Source organism: Burkholderia sp. MSMB1498 (assembly GCF_001526245.1).
Lineage (GTDB): Bacteria > Pseudomonadota > Gammaproteobacteria > Burkholderiales > Burkholderiaceae > Burkholderia > Burkholderia savannae.
This window is the reverse complement of sequence record NZ_LOYJ01000036.1, coordinates 59,559-77,169: the sequence shown is the minus strand read 5'-3', so window position 1 is coordinate 77,169 and position 17,611 is coordinate 59,559. Positions and strand designations below refer to the sequence as shown.

The following is a 17,611-nucleotide window of genomic DNA, read 5'->3' as shown; positions in this document are numbered from 1 at the left end:
CGAGCGATGCCGCGAGCCACTCGCGGCACGCCGAATACACCAACGAGGAGACACGAGAATGAACAGGATCTGGCTCGCGGCCTATCCGCCCGGCGTGCCGGCCGACATCGACACGTCGCGCTATGCGTCGCTCGTCGCGCTGATGGAGGCGAGCTTTCGCGACTATCGCGCGCGCGACGCGTTCGTCTGCATGGGCAAGGCGATCACGTACGGCGAGCTCGACGCGCTGTCGCGCAAGCTCGGCGCGTGGCTTCAGTCGCGCGGCCTGTCGCGCGGCGCGCGGGTCGCGATCATGATGCCGAACGTGCTGCAGTACCCGGTGGCGATCGCCGCGATCCTGCGCGCGGGCTATGTGGTCGTCAACGTGAACCCGCTCTACACGCCGCGCGAACTCGAGCACCAACTGAAGGACAGCGGCGCCGAGGCGATCGTGATCCTCGAGAACTTCGCGACGACGCTGCAGGCGGTGATCGCGAAGACGTCGGTCAAGCACGTCGTCGTCGCCGCGATGGGCGATCTGCTCGGCGTGAAGGGCGTCCTCGTCAATTACGTCGTGCGCCGCGTGAAGAAGATGGTGCCGGCATGGAGCCTGCCGTCGTACACGCGCTTCAATGCGGCGCTCGCGCAGGGCGCGCGGCATGCGCTGCGGCGCATCCCGATCGAGCCGAACGACATCGCATTCCTGCAATACACGGGCGGCACGACGGGCGTATCGAAGGGCGCGACGCTGCTGCATCGGAACATCGTCGCCAACGTGCTGCAGTCCGAAGCATGGCGCGCGCCGCTCGTCGAAGGCCGGCCGAAGGACGTGCAGTTCGTGACCGCGATCGCGCTGCCGTTCTATCACGTGTTCGCGCTGACGGTGTGCGGCTTCATGACGATCCACGCGGGCGGGCTCGGCGTGCTGATCCCGAATCCGCGCGACATCGGCGGAATGATCGCCGCGCTCGAAGGCTATCCGATCTCCGCGTTCCCGGCCGTCAACACGCTCTACAACGCGGTGCTGCATCATGCGGACTTCCCGAAGCTCGACTTCTCGAAGCTCATTGTCGCGAACGGCGGCGGGATGGCGATCCAGGACAGCGTCGCGAAGCGCTGGCACGAGCGCACGCGCGTGCCGATCGTCGAAGGCTACGGCCTGTCGGAGACGTCGCCGAGCGCGACCTGCAATCCGGTGACGATCGCCGCGCACACCGGCACCGTCGGCGTGCCGCTGCCGTCGACCGAGATCGCGATCCGCGACGACGCGGGTGACGACGTGCCGCTCGGCCAGCCGGGCGAAATCTGCATTCGCGGGCCGCAGGTGATGGCGGGCTACTGGAATCGGCCGGACGAAACCGCGATGGTCACGACGCCGGACGGCTTCTTCAAGTCCGGCGACGTCGGCGTGATGGACGAACGCGGCTACGTGAAGATCGTCGATCGCAAGAAGGACATGATTCTCGTGTCGGGCTTCAACGTCTATCCGAACGAGATCGAGGACGTGGTCGCGTCCCATCCGGGCGTGTACGAAGTCGCGGCGATCGGCGTGCCCGACGAGCATTCGGGCGAGGCGGTGAAGCTGTTCGTCGTGAAGAAGGACCCGGCGCTCACCACCCAGGACGTGCTCGCGTACTGCAAGGAACGCCTCACGAACTACAAGCGGCCGAAGCACATCGAGTTCCGCGCCGATCTGCCGAAGAGCAACGTCGGCAAGATCCTGCGGCGCGAGCTGCGCGACGCGGCTCGCTGAGCGCCGCATCGCGCGACGGCGCATCGATGCGCCGTCGCGCCCTTGCGACGTCGCGCCGGACGGCGCGGCCCGGCGCACCCGGCGGCGCGCCGTCCGCCACGTCATTTCACGTCATGTCACGCCGCGCCGAGATCGGCGAGCGGATGCGTGTCGCGCTTCCACGGCGACGCGAGGAAATGCTGAACACGCTCGCGCTGCACCTCGACGAGCGACGCGGGCGCCCAGCCCGGCCTGCGATCCTTGTCGACGAGATGCGCGCGCACGCCTTCGCAGAAATCGCCCTCCTCGATCGCGTGCGCGACGATCCCGAGCTCCATCCGGAACGATTCGGCGAGCGTCATCTGCCGGCCGCGCAACAGCGCCTCGCGCGTGACTTCGAGCATCGTCGGCGAATGGCTCGTCAATGCGTCGAGCGTCGTCTGCAGCCATTGCCGGTGCTCGCGCGACAGCTCGTCGCGCATCAGATCCTGCCGCAGCGTCGCGACGATCCGCTCGACGCCCGAGCGCTTGTCGAAATGCCGGACGATCCACGGCATCTGGCTGTCGAGCGCCGCGTGCGGCACGACGTTGCACGGCGGCTCGAACACCGCGCGCAACGCGCGCAGCGCGTCGCCCGCCCAGTCCGCGCGCTCGAGCCGCGTCTCGAACGTGTCGAGCCACGACGACGGCACCGACAGATCGGCGAGCTTCGCGACGAGCGCGTCCGCGCCCGACAGCGTCGCGCCCGTCAGGCCGACGAAGAGCGACAGCTCGACAGGCAGCCGCGCGAGAAAGTGCGTCGCGCCGACGTCGGGCACGAAGCCGATTCGCGTCTCCGGCATCGCGATCTTGCTGCGCTCGGTCGACACGCGCAGCGCGGCGCCCTGCGCGAGCCCCATTCCGCCACCCATCGTGATGCCGTCCATCAGCGCGACGACGGGCTTCGGGAACGTGTGAATCGCGTAATCGAGCCGGTATTCGTCGACGAAGAACGGCAGCCAGCCGCGGCCGCCCGCCTTCGCCATCCGGTAGAGCGCGCGCACGTCGCCGCCCGCGCAAAAGCCCTTGTCGCCCGCGCCGCGCAGCACGACGGCGACGATCGAGCGATCGTCGCGGCAGCGTTCGAGCAACGCGGCGAGCTCGCGCACCATGTCGTGCGACAGCGCGTTGAGCGCGGCCGGCCGGTTCAGCGTGATCAGCGCGACGCGGTTCACGACGCGCATCTGCACGTCGCGCGCCGCCGTGTCGTGGCGAGCGTCGTGCATCATCGGCGTGCTCATTGCGGGTGCCCTCCGTCGGTGCGCCATTGCGGCTCGCGCTTGCCGAGGAACGCGGCGACGCCTTCGCGCGGTTCGTCGCCGTCGAACAGCTCGACGAAGCGCTCGCGCTCCACCGCGAGCGCCGCGCCGCGCGGCACGCCTTGCCGCGCGAGGCCGATCAGCTCCTTCGCGACGCCGACCGCGCGCGGGCCGAGCGCGACCGTGCGGCGCGCGAGCTCGAGCGCCGCGTCGGGCGCGCGGCCCGTGTCGACGACTTCCTCGACGAGGCCGATGCGCAGCGCGGTTTGCGCATCGACGCGCACGCCCGCGAGAATCATCCGCTTCGCCCAGCCTTCGCCGACGAGCCAGGGCAGCGTCTGCGTGCCGAGCCCGCACGGCGTGAGGCCCACCGACGGCTCGGGCAGCGCCATCTGCGCGTGCCGCTCGGCGATGCGCATGTCGCACGCGAGCGCGCATTCGAGGCCGCCGCCCATCGCATAGCCGTTGATCGCGGCGATCGTCGGAAAGCGCGCGTCGTGCAACGCCTCGAACGCCGCGCCGAAGCGCGCGGCCATCGTGCGCGCCATCGCGTGATCGCCTTGCGCGAACGAGTTCAGATCCGCGCCCGCGCTGAAGAACTTCGGGCCGTCGCCCGTGACGACGAGCGCGCGCACGCGGGAATCGGCCTCGAGCCGCTCGATCGTGCGCTGCAGTTGAAGGAGCCCGTCCGCGCTGAACGTATTCGCGGACGGGCGCTTGAGCGTGACGAGCGCGATCGCGCCGTCGTCGGCGTAGTCGAGCTCGATCATCAGGCGTCCTTCTTGACCGGTTGATACAGGCGGATCACCGCGGAGAAATCGAGCTTGCCGTCGCCGCGGCTGCTCATCGTCTGATACAGCTGCTGCGCGAGCGCGCCGAGATACACCGGCTGCCGGACCTGCTTGGCCGCGTCGTTCGCGAGGCCGAGATCCTTCAGCATCAGATCGGTGCCGAAGCCGCCCGTGTAGCCGCGCGACGACGGCGCGGTCTCGATCACGCCCGGATACGGGTTGTACGTGTCCGAGCTCCAGCAGCGGCCCGTCGACGTGTTGATGATGCCCGCGAGCACCTTCGGATCGATGCCGAGCGACGCGCCGAGCGCCATCGCCTCGGACACGCCCGCCATCGTGATCCCGAGCACGAGGTTGTTGCAGACCTTCGCGACCTGCCCCATCCCGGCCGCGCCGCAGTGGACGATGTTCTTGCCCATCGCCGCGAGCACGGGCTTCACGCGCTCGTAGTCGGCGTCGCTGCCGCCGACCATGAACGTCAGCGTGCCCGCCGCCGCGCCGCCCGTGCCGCCCGACACGGGCGCGTCGACGAACGCGCCGCCGTTCTCGCGCACGAGCTCGCCGAACGCCTGCGCGCTCGCCGGATCGATCGTGCTCGAATCGATCACCATCGCGCCCGCGGCAAGTCCCGCCAGCACGCCGTTCTCCTGCGTGAGCACGGCGCGCACGTGCGCGGCCGCGGGCAACATCGTGACGACGAACTCGGCGCCCGCCGCCGCTTCGCGCGGCGAGCCGGCGACCTGCGCGCCGCCGTCCTTCACGAGGCGCAGCGCGTCCTCGCTGAGATCGAACGCGCGCACCTCATGGCCCGCCTTCAGCAGATTGAGCGCCATCGGCGCGCCCATGTGGCCCAAGCCGATAAAACCGATCTTCATCGCGCCTCCCCGATCAGTGCAAGCGAATCGTCGTGTTGACGGCGCCCGCCGTCGCGTCGTCGTCGAACCAGCGCGCGGTGACGGTCTTCGTCTGCGTGTAGAACTGCACGACCTGCTTGCCGTACGGCCCGAGATCGCCGAGCTTCGAGCCGCGCGAGCCCGTGAAGCTGAAGAACGGCACCGGCACCGGAATCGGAATGTTGATGCCGACCTGGCCGATGTCGATGTCGCTCTGGAACTTGCGCGCCGCCGCGCCGCTTTGCGTGAAGAGGCCCACGCCGTTGCCGAACGGATTCGCGTTGACGAGCGCGATCGCCTCGTCGAGCGTGTCGACCGACATCACGCACAGCACCGGGCCGAAGATCTCGTGCGTGTAGATCGACATCTCCGGCGTCACGTCGGCGAAGACCGTCGGGCCGATGAAGTTGCCGTGCGGATAGCCGTCGACGCTCACTTCTCGGCCGTCGAGCGCGAGCGTCGCGCCTTCCTTCTCGCCGGTTTCGATGAGGCCGAGAATCCGCTGCTTCGCCGCGCGCGATACGACGGGGCCGACGTCGGTGCCGGCTTCCGCGCCCGCGTTGACCTTCAGCGTCTTCGCCTTCGCGACGATGTCGGGCAGCCAGTCGCGCGCCGCGCCGACGAGCACCGCGACCGACGTCGCCATGCAGCGCTGGCCCGCCGCGCCGAACGCCGCGCCGACGAGCGCGTTGACCGTCTGCTCGCGGTTCGCGTCGGGCAGGATCACCGCGTGGTTCTTCGCGCCCATCATCGACTGCACGCGCTTGCCGTGCTCGCTGCCGAGCCGGTACACGTGCGTGCCGACGGCCGTCGAGCCGACGAACGAGATCGCCTTCACGAGCGGATGGGTGCACAGCGCGTCGACGACTTCCTTGCCGCCGTGCACGACGTTGAGCACGCCCTTCGGCACGCCCGCCTCGATCGCGAGCTCGACGAGCTGCATCGTCGACAGCGGGTCCTGCTCGGAAGGCTTCAGCACGAACGTATTGCCGCAGACGATCGCCATCGGGAACATCCACAGCGGAATCATCGCCGGGAAGTTGAACGGCGTGATGCCGACGCACACGCCGAGCGGCTGGCGCAGCGAGTAGGTGTCCACGCCGCCCGCGACGTTCTCGGCGAATTCGCCCAATTGCAGCGAGCCGACCGAGCACGCGTGCTCGACGACCTCGAGGCCGCGAAACACGTCGCCTTCGGCGTCGGGCAACGTCTTGCCCTGCTCGGCCGTCAACGTCTTCGCGATCTGCGGCAGGTTCGCGCGCACGAGCTCCTGGAACTTCAGCATGATCCGCATCCGCGCGGAAAGCGGCGTGTTCTTCCACTTCGCGAACGCGGCCTGCGCGGCCTCGACGGCCGCGTCGACTTCGGCGGCCGTCGCGAACGGCACGCGCGCGAGCAGCTCCTGCGTCGCCGGATTGACGATGTCGCGCCACTCGGTCGCGTGGGATTCGACGAATTCGCCGGCGATCAACAGCTTCACAGTCGGCACGTGATGTCCCTTCTGGGACGACGGAGTTGCGTTCATCGTGAGATTCTCCTGGCTATGGCCGGCGGCGCGCCGCGCGCGCCGCCGGCCGGTTGATGCGAAGCGGCATGACGGGCGTCACTTGCCCTCGGCCGCGAAATCCTCTTCCCAATACTCGCCGGGCATCCGGCTCGACGCGTCGCCGCCGCGCTCCAGCTCGAGGCGGCGCAATTCGACGCGTCGGATCTTGCCGGAGATCGTCTTCGGCAGCTCGGCGAACTGCAACCTCCGAATCCGCTTGTACGGCGCGAGCCGCTCGCGCGAGAAGCGGAAGATGTCGCGCGCGAGCGCCTCGCTCGGCTCGTAGCCCGCGCGCAGCGTGATGAACGTCTTCGGCACCGACAGCCTCACCGGGTCCGGGCTCGGCACGACGGCCGCCTCGGCGATCGCCTCGTGCTCGATCAGCACGCTTTCGAGCTCGAACGGGCTCAGCCGGTAATCGGACGACTTGAACACGTCGTCCGCGCGGCCGACGTAGACGAAGTAGCCGTCGTCGCGGCGCAGCGCGATGTCGGACGTGCGGTAGTGGCCGCCGCGCATCGCGTGCGCGGTCGCCTCCGGATTGTTCGCGTAGCCCTTCATCAGGCCGACCGGACGCTCGACGCCCGGGCCCACCGGCAGCGCGACCTCGCCTTCGCTCGCGGGGGCGCCGTCCGGATCGAGCAGCGCGATCGCGTAGCCCGGCATCGGCCGGCCCATCGCGCCCGGCACAACCGGCTGCCCCGGCGAGTTGCCGATGAGGCAAGTGGTTTCGGTCTGCCCGTAGCCGTCGCGAATCGTCACGCCCCACGCCTTCTTCACGCGCTCGATGATCTCCGGATTGAGCGGCTCGCCCGCGCCGACGATCTCGCGCAGCTTCACCGCGAACGTCGCGAGCGGCTGCTGGACGAGCATCCGCCAGACGGTCGGCGGCGCGCACATCGTCGTCACCTGATATTTGACGAGCGCATCGAGCACGACCTTCGGCTCGAAGCGCGCATAGTTGAACGCGAACACGCACGCCTGCGCGTTCCACGGCGCGTAGAAGCAGCTCCACGCGTGCTTCGCCCAGCCGGGCGAGCTGATGTTCCAGTGGACGTCGCCCGGCTGCAGGCCGACCCAGTACATCGTCGACAGGCTGCCGACCGGATACGTGCGGTGCGTGTGCTCGACGAGCTTCGGCTTCGACGTCGTGCCCGACGTGAAATACAGCAGCATCGGATCGCTCGCGTGCGTGCGCCCGTCGGGCGTGAAGTCCGCGGGGGCCGCGTAGCCGTCGGCGAGCGGAAGCCACCCCGCGCGCGGCGCACCCGCGACGATCTTCGTCACGTCAAGCCCCGGCTGCTCGAACTTCGCGGCTTCGTTCTCGTCGACGATCGCATAGCGCGCGCCGCCGATCTGCACGCGCTCGCGCACGTCGTCGGCGGACAGCTGCGTCGTCGCGGGCAGCACCACCGCGCCGAGCTTCATCGCCGCGAGCATCGTGTCCCACAGCTCGACGCGGTTCGGCAGCATCAGCAGAATGCGCTCGCCGCGCGCAACGCCGATGCCGCGCAGCCAGTTCGCGATCCGCGCGGAGCGCTCCGACATCTGCGCGAACGTGTACTGCGCGCCGTCGCCCGTCGCGGCGTCGACGATCCACAGCGCCGGGCGGTCGTTGCCGCGCGCGATCGCGTCGAAGTAGTCGAGCGCCCAGTTGAATTCGTCGAGCGCCGGCCACTTGAAATCGCGATATGCGCTCTCGTAGTCGGTGCGGTGGCGCAGCAGGAAATCGCGTGCGTCGAGAAACGCCTGTGCCGTCATCGTGTCGTCTCCTGTCGATCGGAGTCGGCGCTTTGGCGCTTACTCCGATCCCATGCAAAGCCATCCATGTTGCGCGAGTGCCTCTTCGCGGTGATTCGCGCGGCGGCGCTCAGAGCTGCCGCGCGATCACCATTCTTTGCACTTCGCTGGTCCCCTCGTAGATCTGCGTGATCCGCGCATCGCGGTAATGGCGCTCGACCTCGTAGTCGACGAGGAAACCGTAGCCGCCGTGGATCTGGATCGCGTCCGAGCACACCGCCTCGGCCATCTCGGACGCGAAGAGCTTCGCCTGCGACGCTTCGGACAGGCACGGCAGGCCCGCCGTGCGCAGCCGCGCCGCGTGATGCGTGAGAAGGCGCGCGGCGTTGATCTGCGTCGCCATGTTCGCGAGCTTCTCGGCGATCGCCTGATGCTCGGCGATCGGCTTGCCGAACTGGACCCGCTCGCGCGCATAGCGGCGCGCGCGATCGAACGCGGCGCGCGCGATGCCGATCGCCTGCGCGGCGATGCCGATGCGCCCGCCCTCGAGATTCGACAGCGCGATCTTCAGCCCCTCGCCGCGCTTGCCGAGCAGATTCTCCTGCGGAATTGCGCAGTTCTCGAGCGTGATCGCGCAGGTGTCCGACGCGCGGATGCCCATCTTCTTCTCGGGCTTGCCGACGATGAAGCCCGGCGTGTCGGCCGGCACGACGAATGCGGACAGCCCGCGCTTGCCTTCGCCCGGATCGGTCATGGCAAAAACGATCGTGAGGCCCGCGCGCGCGCCGTTCGTGACGAACTGCTTGCTGCCGTTCAGTATCCACTTGCCGTCGCGCAGCTCCGCGCGCGTGCGCAGGTTGTGCGCCTCGGAACCCGCGTGCGGCTCGGTGAGGCTGAACGCGCCGATCGTCTTGCCGGTCGCGAGATCGCGCAGCCAGCGCTCTTTCTGCTCCTGCGTGCCGTAATTCAGCACCGGCCCGCAGCCGACCGAGTTGTGCACGCTCACGAGCGTCGCACACGACGCGCAGCCGGCCGCGATCTCTTCGAGCGCGAGCGCATAGGCGACGTAGTCGGTGTACGATCCGCCCCAGTCGGCGGGCACGATCATGCCGAGAAAGCCGAGCTCGCCCATCTGCGCGACGACCTCGTCGGGCAGATGCGATTCGCGGTCCCACTGCGCGGCGTTCGGCGCGAGCGCCTCGGCGGAGAAGGCGCGCGCGGCGTCGAGGATCATCCGTTGATCTTCGGTGTAGAGATCGTCCATTGCTGTGTGTCTCCCGGGCGGCCAGCCGCGTCGTCGCGCGGCGCGCCTCGTTCGTTTTGTCTCGATAAGTCAAGTGTAGGCAACGCGCGGATTCTGTTCGATGCTCGCTTCGCTCAATTACACTGATCGTTTTTGCCATACCGCGCCACGGCACGCCCTGCGATGAAGCACGAAGAGAAGAAAGGCACCGTTTCGATCGCGCTCGTCGAGTCGAGCCTCGCGCTGTCGCGCCGGCGCGGCGTCGACGACGCGCCGCTCCTCGCGCAGGCGGGCATTGCCGCCGCGCTGCTCGCGCAGCCGAACGCGCGCGTGTCCGCGCGGCAATACGGCGCGCTGTGGAACGCGATCGCGCGCGCGCTCGACGACGAGTTCTTCGGCCAGGATTCGCATCCGATGCGCTGCGGCAGCTTCATCGCGATGAGCCAGGCGGCGCTCTCCGCGCGCAACGGGCTGCGCGCGCTCGCGCGCGCGGTCAACTTCATGCACTGCGTGCTCGACGATCTGCACGCCGAGATCGACGCGAACGCCGAGCGCGTGCGGCTGCGTTTCGTGCATCGCAACAAAGCGAACGCGCCGGCGATGTTCGCGTACGCAACCTATTTCATCATCGTCTACGGGCTCACGTGCTGGCTGATCGGGCGGCGCATTCCGCTGCTGCACGCGAGCTTTCGGTGCGGCGAGCCGCTCGCCGTCCACGAATATCAGCTGATGTTCTGCGACGACATGCGCTTCGATCAGTCCGATTCGTACGTCGATTTCGATCCGGCGTTCGCCGCGCTGCCCGTCGTGCAGACGGCGAAGACGCTGAAGCCGTTCCTGCGCGACGCGCCCGCGAGCTTCATCGTGAAGTATCGCAATCCGCACGCGTTCGGCGAGCGCGTGCGCGCGACGCTGCGCGGGCTGCCGCCCGCCGCGTGGCCGACCTCGCACGCGCTCGCCGCGCGGCTGCACGTCGCCGAGGCGACGCTGCGGCGCAAGCTGAAGCAGGAGGGCCTTTCGTATCAGTCGATCAAGGACGCGCTGCGCCGCGATCTCGCGTGCGAGGCGCTCGCCGATCCGGCCCGCACCGTCGCCGACGTCGCGGCGGCGGCGGGCTTCGCCGAGCCGAGCGCGTTCTACCGCGCGTTCCGCAAGTGGCGCGGAATGAGCCCCGCCGACTACCGCGACGCCGCACTCGCCGCGCGCGCCGCCGCTTCGCGCTTTCGCCGGAAACCGCCTACTCTTTAAACACCGGGCGCACGCCCTTCTCACGGCCCGGCTGCGGCGCCGCACCATGCGGCCGCGCGCCGCCGGCCGACACCGCGATGCAAACGCCCCACCCTTCGCCGCGCCCGCCGCCCAGGCACGGCAGGCTTCCCGCGCGGCTCGCGCGCGCGGCCGTGCTGGTCGGCCTGCTGCTCGCCTGCGCGGCCGCCGCCGCCGCGACGCGCGAGCCCGTCGTCGTGATTCCGGTCACGGGCGCGATCGGGCCCGCGAGCGCCGACTTCATCGTCCGCGGCCTCGAGCGAGCCGCGCGCGAGCACGCGCAGCTCGCGATCCTCCAGCTCGACACGCCGGGCGGCCTCGACACGTCGATGCGGCAGATCATCAAGGCGATCGTCGGCTCGGGCGTGCCCGTCGCCGCGTTCGTCGCGCCGGGCGGCGCGCGCGCGGCGAGCGCCGGCACCTACATCGTCTATGCGAGCCACATCGCGGCGATGGCGCCCGGCACGAATCTCGGCGCGGCGTCGCCCGTGCAGTTCGGCGTCGGCGGCCCGGCGCCGCCCGCCGCGCGGCGCGAGCCCGGCGCCGCATCCGGCGCGGCCGCGACCGACGCCGAGTCGACCGAATCCCGCAAGGCGCTGCACGACGCGGCCGCATACATCCGCAGTCTCGCGCAACTGCGAGGCCGCAACGTCGAATGGGCGGAGCGCGCGGTGCGCGAAGCGGTGAGCCTGCCCGCGAACGACGCGCTCGCGCAGCACGTCGTCGACCTGATCGCGAACGATCCGGCCGATCTCGCCGCGAAGCTCGACGGCAGCAAGATCGTCACCGCGACGGGCACGCACCGGCTCGACACCGCGCAGGCGCCGATCGAGACGATCGAGCCCGACTGGCGCAGCCGCCTGCTCGCGACGATCGCCGATCCGAGCGTCGCGCTCGTGCTCGTCACGCTGGGGATGTACGGAATCTTCTTCGAATTCGCGAATCCGGGCTTCGTGCTGCCGGGCGTCGCGGGCGCGATCAGCCTGCTCGTCGGCCTGTTCGCGCTGCAATTGCTGCCGATCAACTACGCGGGCCTCGCGCTCGTGATGCTCGGCATCGCGTTCCTGATCGCCGAGGCATTCCTGCCGACTTTCGGCACGCTCGGCGTCGGCGGCATCGTCGCGTTCGCGATCGGCGCGCTGATGCTGATCGACACCGACGTGCCCGGCTACGGCGTGCCGTGGCCCGTGATCGTCTCGCTGGCGGCCTCGGGCGCGATCCTCGTGTTCGGCGTGTCGGGCTTCGCGCTGCGCGCGCGGCGGCGGCCCGTCGTCACGGGCGCGGAGGCGATCGTCGGCAGCGTCGGCGAAGTGCTCGACGACGGGCTCGTCCCCGATCAGCCGCCCGAAATCGGCCCGAGCGCCGATCCGGCCGCACCGCTCGCGCCGTCCGCGGCCGGCTGGGCGCGCGTGCACGGCGAGCGCTGGCGCGTCGCGAGCGCGACGCCGATCGCGGCCGGCCGCCGCGTGCGCGTGACGGGCCGCAACGGCCTCACGCTGACCGTCGCCCCGCTGTACGACAACACCGCCCCACCACAAGGAGAACAATCATGATGGGCTTCACGTTCGGCTTCAGCAGCCTGCTGTTCGTATTCGCGCTGTTCGTGATCGCGTCGGCGATCCGCATCTTCCGGGAATACGAGCGCGGCGTCGTGTTCCTGCTCGGGCGCTTCTGGAAGGTCAAGGGGCCGGGCCTCGTGCTGATCATCCCGGTCGTCCAGCAAGTGGTGCGGATCGACCTGCGCACCGTCGTGTTCGACGTGCCCGCGCAAGACGTGATCACGCGCGACAACGTGTCGGTGAAGGTGAGCGCTGTCGTGTATTTCCGCGTCGTCGATCCGGAAAAGGCGGTGATCCAGGTTCAGCGCTACTTCGACGCGACGAGCCAGCTCGCGCAGACGACGCTGCGCTCCGTGCTCGGCAAGCACGAGCTCGACGCGCTCCTCGCCGAGCGCGAGCAATTGAACGCCGACATCCAGAAAACGCTCGACGCGCAGACGGACGCGTGGGGGATCAAGGTATCGGTGGTGGAGATCAAGCACGTCGACCTGAACGAGACGATGATCCGCGCGATCGCGCGGCAGGCCGAGGCCGAGCGCGAGCGGCGCGCGAAGGTGATCCACGCGGAAGGCGAGCTGCAGGCGTCCGAGCAGTTGCTGAAGGCCGCGCAGCGGCTCGCGCTGCAGCCGCAGGCGATGCAGCTGCGTTATCTGCAGACGCTCACGACGATCGCCGCCGACAAGAACTCGACGATCGTCTTTCCGTTGCCGATCGACCTGCTCAGTTCGGTGCTTGAACGCTTCGGCGGCGCACCGCGGTAATCCGTTGTGCCCGTCGCGGGCTGCCCCGTCGCGGCCCGCCGTTCGCCACCTGCTGTCTGCTGTCTGCTGTCTGCTGTCTGCTGTCTGCGGTCTGCTGTCTGCTGTCCGCCGTCTGCGGTCTGCGGACCGCGGTCTGCGGTCTGCGGTCTGCGGTCTGCGGTCTGCGGTCTGCCATCCGCCGATCGTCCGATCCGCCGGCTCGATGATTCGATGATTCGGCCGCCCGCCGGCCCGACCGCTCACTCGCCGGCCGTTCGTCCGGCAGATCGCTCCCCATTTCAACTTCCGTTTCGACGCCCATTTCGCCCCGTAGCGGCCCACGCCGCGCCGCCGCGCTTTTCGCCGACGAATTAGGAGAAGTACTCATCACAAACGCACGCTCGCGCGCGGTCAGTTGCTATAAGATGCTTACATTGATCAATGTCACATTTGCTGACGCAGCGCAATGACGGCACGCATCCGCGGCCGGCATCGCCGTTCAGAACGACGAAGAAAGGGAGACGACGCCATGGCCGAGCATCCGCTGCCGGAAATCCATATCGAAGAGCTGGACCAGTTCCGCTCCGTCCAGCAGCTCGCGTACCGCTGCGTCGAGACGGTCGGCGACATGCTGTACCCCGGCATCACCGAGAAGCAGGCCGCGAAGCTGATGATCGAATGGGCGCAGGACCACGGCGTGCACGACTGGCTGCACAAGCCGTTCGCGTGGTTCGGCGATCGCACCGCGTTCGAGGGCTTCTCGGGACTGAAGCACCTGGGCGGCTTCAACCTCGCATTCTTCCCGAGCAACCGCACGCTCGAGCCCGACATGCCGGTGATCCTCGACGTCGCGCCCGTCGTCGACGGAATCGTCGCCGACGTCGGCTACGCAACCTGTCTCGGCCACAACCCGGTCCTCGAGCAACTGCAGGACGACCTGATCGCGCACCGCGAGATGATCGTGAAGCTCGTCAAGGAGCGCCGCACGCTCGCCGAAGTCGCGCAGGAAGTCGACGCGCTGTGCCGCCGCCAGGGCGTCGAGCCGCGCCACAAGGCGTATCCGTTCAAGGTGCTCGCGCATCGCGTCGCGAAGCTGCACAAGCTGTCGAAGCCGCGTTTCGTCGCGCGCTTCGGCCTCAACTCGACGCGCAACCTGCTGCTCGAGCAAACGCGCGCGGGCAAGGAACAGGGCTGGTCGCCGCTGTGGTCGATCGACGCGCGCTCCAATCACGCGCCGACGCCCGGCCTCTGGGCGGTCGAGCCGCATCTCGGCTTCGCCGGCGTCGGCGCGAAATTCGAGGAGTTGCTCGTCATCACCGACGACGACGCGTACTGGCTCGACGACGACCTGCCGCACGTGCGCCGCTGGCACGCGCGCGAGGCGAGCAAGCAGCTTGCGCAAGAACAGGCCGCGTGACCGGATTCGCCGCGCGCCCTCCTTTCCGACAACAAGACAAGACATCACGATGCAGCCTCTTTCCGACGAAGCGCCGCTCGCGCTGTTCGAATCGGTTCACGCCGAAACCGCCGTTCCGGCCGGCGACGTCACGCTCGCCGCGAAGACCTGGGGCGACGCGTCGCGTCCCGCCGTCGTGCTCGTGCACGGCTACCCCGACAGCAGCAGCGTCTGGCACCGCGTCGCGCCGCTGCTTGCGAAGTCTTACTACGTGATCGCGTACGACGTGCGCGGCGCGGGCCTGTCGACGAAACCCGCGCGCACGGCCGACTACCGGCTCGAGCGGCTCGTCGACGATTTCGTCGCGGTGATCGACGCGCTCGCGCCGAAGCGCGCGGTCCACGTGATCGGCCACGACTGGGGCTCGATTCAGGGCTGGGAGTTCGTCACCGAGCCGCGGCTCGCGGGGCGCATCCTGTCGTACACGTCGTGCTCCGGGCCGAATCTCGACCACGTCGGCTACTGGTTGCGCCAGCAGCTCGCGCGTCCGTCGCCCGCATCGATCAAGCGTCTCGGCGGCCAGCTCGTGCGCTCGTGGTACGTGTATCTGTTCCATCTGCCGTTCATCCCCGAGCTCAATTGGCGTCTGTGGCTCGGCCGCGCGTGGCCTTCGCTGATGCGCCGGCTCGAGCGCACCGACGTCGGCCCGCGCCCGACGCAGACCGAGGACGGCGTGAACGGCGTGCGCCTCTATCGCGCGAACTTCATCCGCCGCGTGTTCGCGCCGCGCGAGCGCTACGCGCACGCGCCCGTGCAGGTCGTCGTGCCGCTGAGCGACAAGTTCGTGAGCCCCGCGCTGTCGGCCGACATCGCGCGCTGGGTGCCGGCCTATTACCGCCGCGAAGTGGCCGAGCGGCACTGGCTGCCGATGTCCGAACCCGAACGCTTCGCCGCGCTCGCGCAAGAGCTGATCGAAGCGGTCGAGACGGGCGCGGAGCCGCCCGCGCTCGCGCTTGCGCGCCGCGCGAGCGGCACCGGGCCGTTCGTCGGCAAACGCGTCGTGATCACGGGCGCGGGCAGTGGCATCGGCCGCTGCGCGGCCGTCGAATTCGCGAAGCAAGGCGCGTCGATCGTCGCCGTCGACATCGACGAGCAGGCGGCCGAGCGCACCGCGCTCCTCGTGCGCCTGCTCGGCGTCGAGGCGCACGTGCGGCGCGTCGACGTCGGCTCGGCCGACGACATGGAAGCGCTCGCGAACTGGGTCGGCGACGAGCTGGGCGGCGCGGACATCGTCGTCAACAACGCGGGCATCGGCATGGCGGGCGGCATTCTCGACACGTCGGCCGCGCACTGGGAGCGCATCCTGCGCGTGAACCTGTGGGGCGTGATCCACGGCTCGCGCCTGTTCGCGAAGCAGATGGCCGCGCGCGGCGCGGGCGGCCACATCCTCAACACGGCGTCGGCGGCCGCGTTCGGCCCGTCGCGCGACCTGCCCGCCTACGCAACGACAAAGGCCGCGGTGCTGATGCTCAGCGAATGCATGCGCGCCGAGCTCGCGGATCACGGCATCGGCGTGACGGCCGTGTGCCCCGGCTTCGCCGAGACCGGCATCATGGCGTCGACCCAGTACGCGGGCGCGAAGAGCGCGCAGGACGAAGCGCGGCTGCGCAAGCGCGCGACGAAGCTTTATCAGATGCGCGGCCTGAAGCCGGAGACGGTCGCGAAGGCGATGGTCGACGGCGTGCTGCAGAACAAGGCGGTCGTCGCGATCGGCGCGGAGGCGCACGCGATGCGTTTCGTCGGGCGCTTCACGCCGTGGCTCGGCCGGATGATCGCCCGCATCAGCATGGCGTCGCATTGAGCGGCAAAGCCGCCCCGACCGTTGGAGGAGACATCGATGAATGCCCCGGAAAATCACTACCTGATTAAAGCGCGCCACGTCAAATTCGATTTCGCCAAGACACCGATCCAGTGGATCGAAGGCGATCCCGAAAGCACGCACATCATCAACACGCTGAACCTGCTGTTCCCGGAAGGCGAGCTGTGGTTCTGCCGCGTGTACAACAAGGCGCTGCCCCTCATCACCGATCCGGCGCTGCACGCGGACGCCGACGGCTTCCTGCGTCAGGAAGCCGTGCATTCGCGCTCGCACGGCAGCGTGCTCAAGCACTACTACGAGCGGCATGGGATCGACACCAAACCGTTCACGCAGCGGATCAACTGGCTCTTCACGAAGGTACTGGGCGAACGCCCGCTCGGCCTGAAGATCGGCCACACGCGCTTCTGGCTGCGCCAGCAGCTCGCGGTGATCGCATCGCTCGAGCACTTCTTCGGCTATCTCGGCAACTGGGTGCTGAACGCGCGTGGGCTCGACGACGGCCGCGCCGATCCGACGGTCGTCGATCTGCTGCGCTGGCACGGTGCGGAGGAAGTCGAGCACCGGGCCGTGGCGTTCGACATTTACCAGCATCTCGGCGGCCACTATGTCGAGCGCGCGGTCCACATGACGTTCGTGATCCTGGTGCTGCTCTACTTCATCACGTCGGGCGCGAAGTACATGTACGAGCGCGATCCGAGCACCGGCCGCTATCCGGGCTTCGTGCTGTCGTGGTGGCGCGGGTCGCGCCGCGGCCATCTGCCGTCGTTCTGGAAGACGATCGGCGCGGCGCTGCGCTATTACCGGCCGAGCTACACGCCGCACGGCGAAGGCTCCACCGAGGTCGCGCTCGCATATCTCGCGCGCTCGCCAGCGGCGCAGGCCGCCGCGCACGGCGGCAACTGGGGAACGGGGAAGGCAGCGCCCTGACGCGACGGCGGACGGGCACCGTGCGAGCACGCGCGGGGCCCGATTCAATTCACTTTGTGTGCCCGCGTGTCGTCCGCTTCGCCGGCGCAGCACTCGTCGCTTCAGTTCAGCGGCGTCTCGGCCGCTCGCATCACCGCCTGGCCGGGTCGTCGCGCTTCGCCGGCTTGCCGTACTTCTCGCCTTCTCGCCTTCTCGCCTTCTCGCCTTCTCGCCTTCTCGCCTTTGAGCCTTTGAGCCTTTGAGCCTTCCGGCGCATCGAACGACGCACGTACCCACCTTGCTCGATTCGTGTCGCGCCGCGGCCGCCGCCCGCAGTCGCCGCGCATGCCACCGGAACCTGCGCCATTGGACAACCTCGGCACCTCGCGCTCGCCGTGCCGCGCCGCCTTTCGATCCATTCGCCCCGCGCCATCCCGGCACACCTGGAAAACGCCTGTGCGCGCCGAGCCCCATGCCGCCGATGCCGAAAACGGAATGAACGCGCCGCTTGTTGCCGTCTCCGTCGATCCGTACATTCGCGGCACGCACGCGTGACTTTATTTCACGGAAGCCGGTTTGACATTGTCATCCAATCTTCATAAACAATAACAATGACCCCGAACTTAAATTATTAAATTGCTTC

General features: G+C 69.0%; 14 protein-coding genes. 8 read left to right on the top strand and 6 right to left on the bottom strand.

What is annotated here, in order from left to right; translation table 11 throughout:
• Positions 1-58: 58 nt before the first annotated feature.
• Positions 59-1,732, top strand: a complete 1,674-nt coding sequence (locus WS91_RS07495) for a long-chain fatty acid--CoA ligase (RefSeq protein ID WP_059670024.1) — start codon at positions 59-61, stop codon at positions 1,730-1,732.
• Between the two features lie 116 nt (positions 1,733-1,848).
• On the opposite strand, the gene WS91_RS07490 is transcribed toward WS91_RS07495, so the two are convergent.
• From WS91_RS07490 to WS91_RS07465, 6 genes are all read right to left on the bottom strand, one after another.
• Entirely contained in the window at positions 1,849-2,991 is a 1,143-nt protein-coding gene (locus WS91_RS07490; protein ID WP_059670023.1) for an enoyl-CoA hydratase/isomerase family protein, read from the bottom strand.
• On the bottom strand, positions 2,988-3,779 hold the full coding sequence (locus WS91_RS07485) for an enoyl-CoA hydratase (RefSeq protein WP_038752546.1): 792 nt from the start codon (positions 3,777-3,779) through the stop codon (positions 2,988-2,990). The genes WS91_RS07490 and WS91_RS07485 overlap by 4 nt, the downstream gene beginning before the upstream one ends.
• Positions 3,779-4,675 carry a 3-hydroxyisobutyrate dehydrogenase gene (gene mmsB, locus WS91_RS07480; RefSeq protein WP_038752548.1) on the bottom strand — a complete coding sequence of 299 codons (897 nt, stop codon included), beginning with the start codon at positions 4,673-4,675 and terminating at the stop codon, positions 3,779-3,781. Before mmsB ends, WS91_RS07485 begins: the two co-directional genes overlap by 1 nt.
• A gap of 13 nt (positions 4,676-4,688) precedes the next feature.
• A complete protein-coding gene (locus WS91_RS07475; protein WP_038752551.1) occupies positions 4,689-6,218 on the bottom strand; it encodes a CoA-acylating methylmalonate-semialdehyde dehydrogenase in 1,530 nt (509 codons plus the stop codon).
• Between the two features lie 78 nt (positions 6,219-6,296).
• Positions 6,297-8,000 carry an AMP-binding protein gene (locus WS91_RS07470; RefSeq protein WP_059670022.1) on the bottom strand — a complete coding sequence of 568 codons (1,704 nt, stop codon included), beginning with the start codon at positions 7,998-8,000 and terminating at the stop codon, positions 6,297-6,299.
• 109 nt (positions 8,001-8,109) lie between these two features.
• A complete protein-coding gene (locus tag WS91_RS07465) occupies positions 8,110-9,243 on the bottom strand; it encodes an acyl-CoA dehydrogenase family protein (RefSeq protein ID WP_059578852.1) in 1,134 nt (377 codons plus the stop codon).
• A 162-nt stretch (positions 9,244-9,405) separates the two neighbouring features.
• Between WS91_RS07465 and WS91_RS07460 the strand changes: the two genes are divergently transcribed.
• The 7 genes from WS91_RS07460 (at position 9,406) to WS91_RS35605 (ending at position 17,523) form a co-directional block, all read left to right on the top strand.
• Entirely contained in the window at positions 9,406-10,470 is a 1,065-nt protein-coding gene (locus WS91_RS07460) for an AraC family transcriptional regulator (protein ID WP_059670021.1), read from the top strand.
• A gap of 77 nt (positions 10,471-10,547) precedes the next feature.
• Positions 10,548-12,041 (top strand): NfeD family protein, encoded by a 1,494-nt coding sequence (locus WS91_RS07455; RefSeq protein WP_059670020.1) that lies wholly within the window; start codon positions 10,548-10,550, stop codon positions 12,039-12,041.
• Complete coding sequence (locus WS91_RS07450) at positions 12,038-12,808, top strand: slipin family protein (protein ID WP_038752564.1); 771 nt, start codon at positions 12,038-12,040, stop codon at positions 12,806-12,808. The genes WS91_RS07455 and WS91_RS07450 overlap by 4 nt, the downstream gene beginning before the upstream one ends.
• Positions 12,809-13,316: 508 nt before the next feature.
• Positions 13,317-14,204, top strand: coding sequence for a M24 family metallopeptidase (locus WS91_RS07445; RefSeq protein WP_059670019.1), 888 nt, complete (start codon positions 13,317-13,319; stop codon positions 14,202-14,204).
• Positions 14,205-14,253: 49 nt separating this feature from the next.
• The gene (locus WS91_RS07440; protein ID WP_059670018.1) at positions 14,254-16,044 is read left to right on the top strand and encodes an SDR family oxidoreductase; all 1,791 of its coding nucleotides are present in this window, start codon (positions 14,254-14,256) and stop codon (positions 16,042-16,044) included.
• Between the two features lie 36 nt (positions 16,045-16,080).
• Complete coding sequence (locus WS91_RS07435) at positions 16,081-16,989, top strand: metal-dependent hydrolase (protein ID WP_038752706.1); 909 nt, start codon at positions 16,081-16,083, stop codon at positions 16,987-16,989.
• A gap of 345 nt (positions 16,990-17,334) precedes the next feature.
• Positions 17,335-17,523 carry a hypothetical protein gene (locus WS91_RS35605; protein ID WP_156432313.1) on the top strand — a complete coding sequence of 63 codons (189 nt, stop codon included), beginning with the start codon at positions 17,335-17,337 and terminating at the stop codon, positions 17,521-17,523.
• Positions 17,524-17,611: the final 88 nt, after the last annotated feature.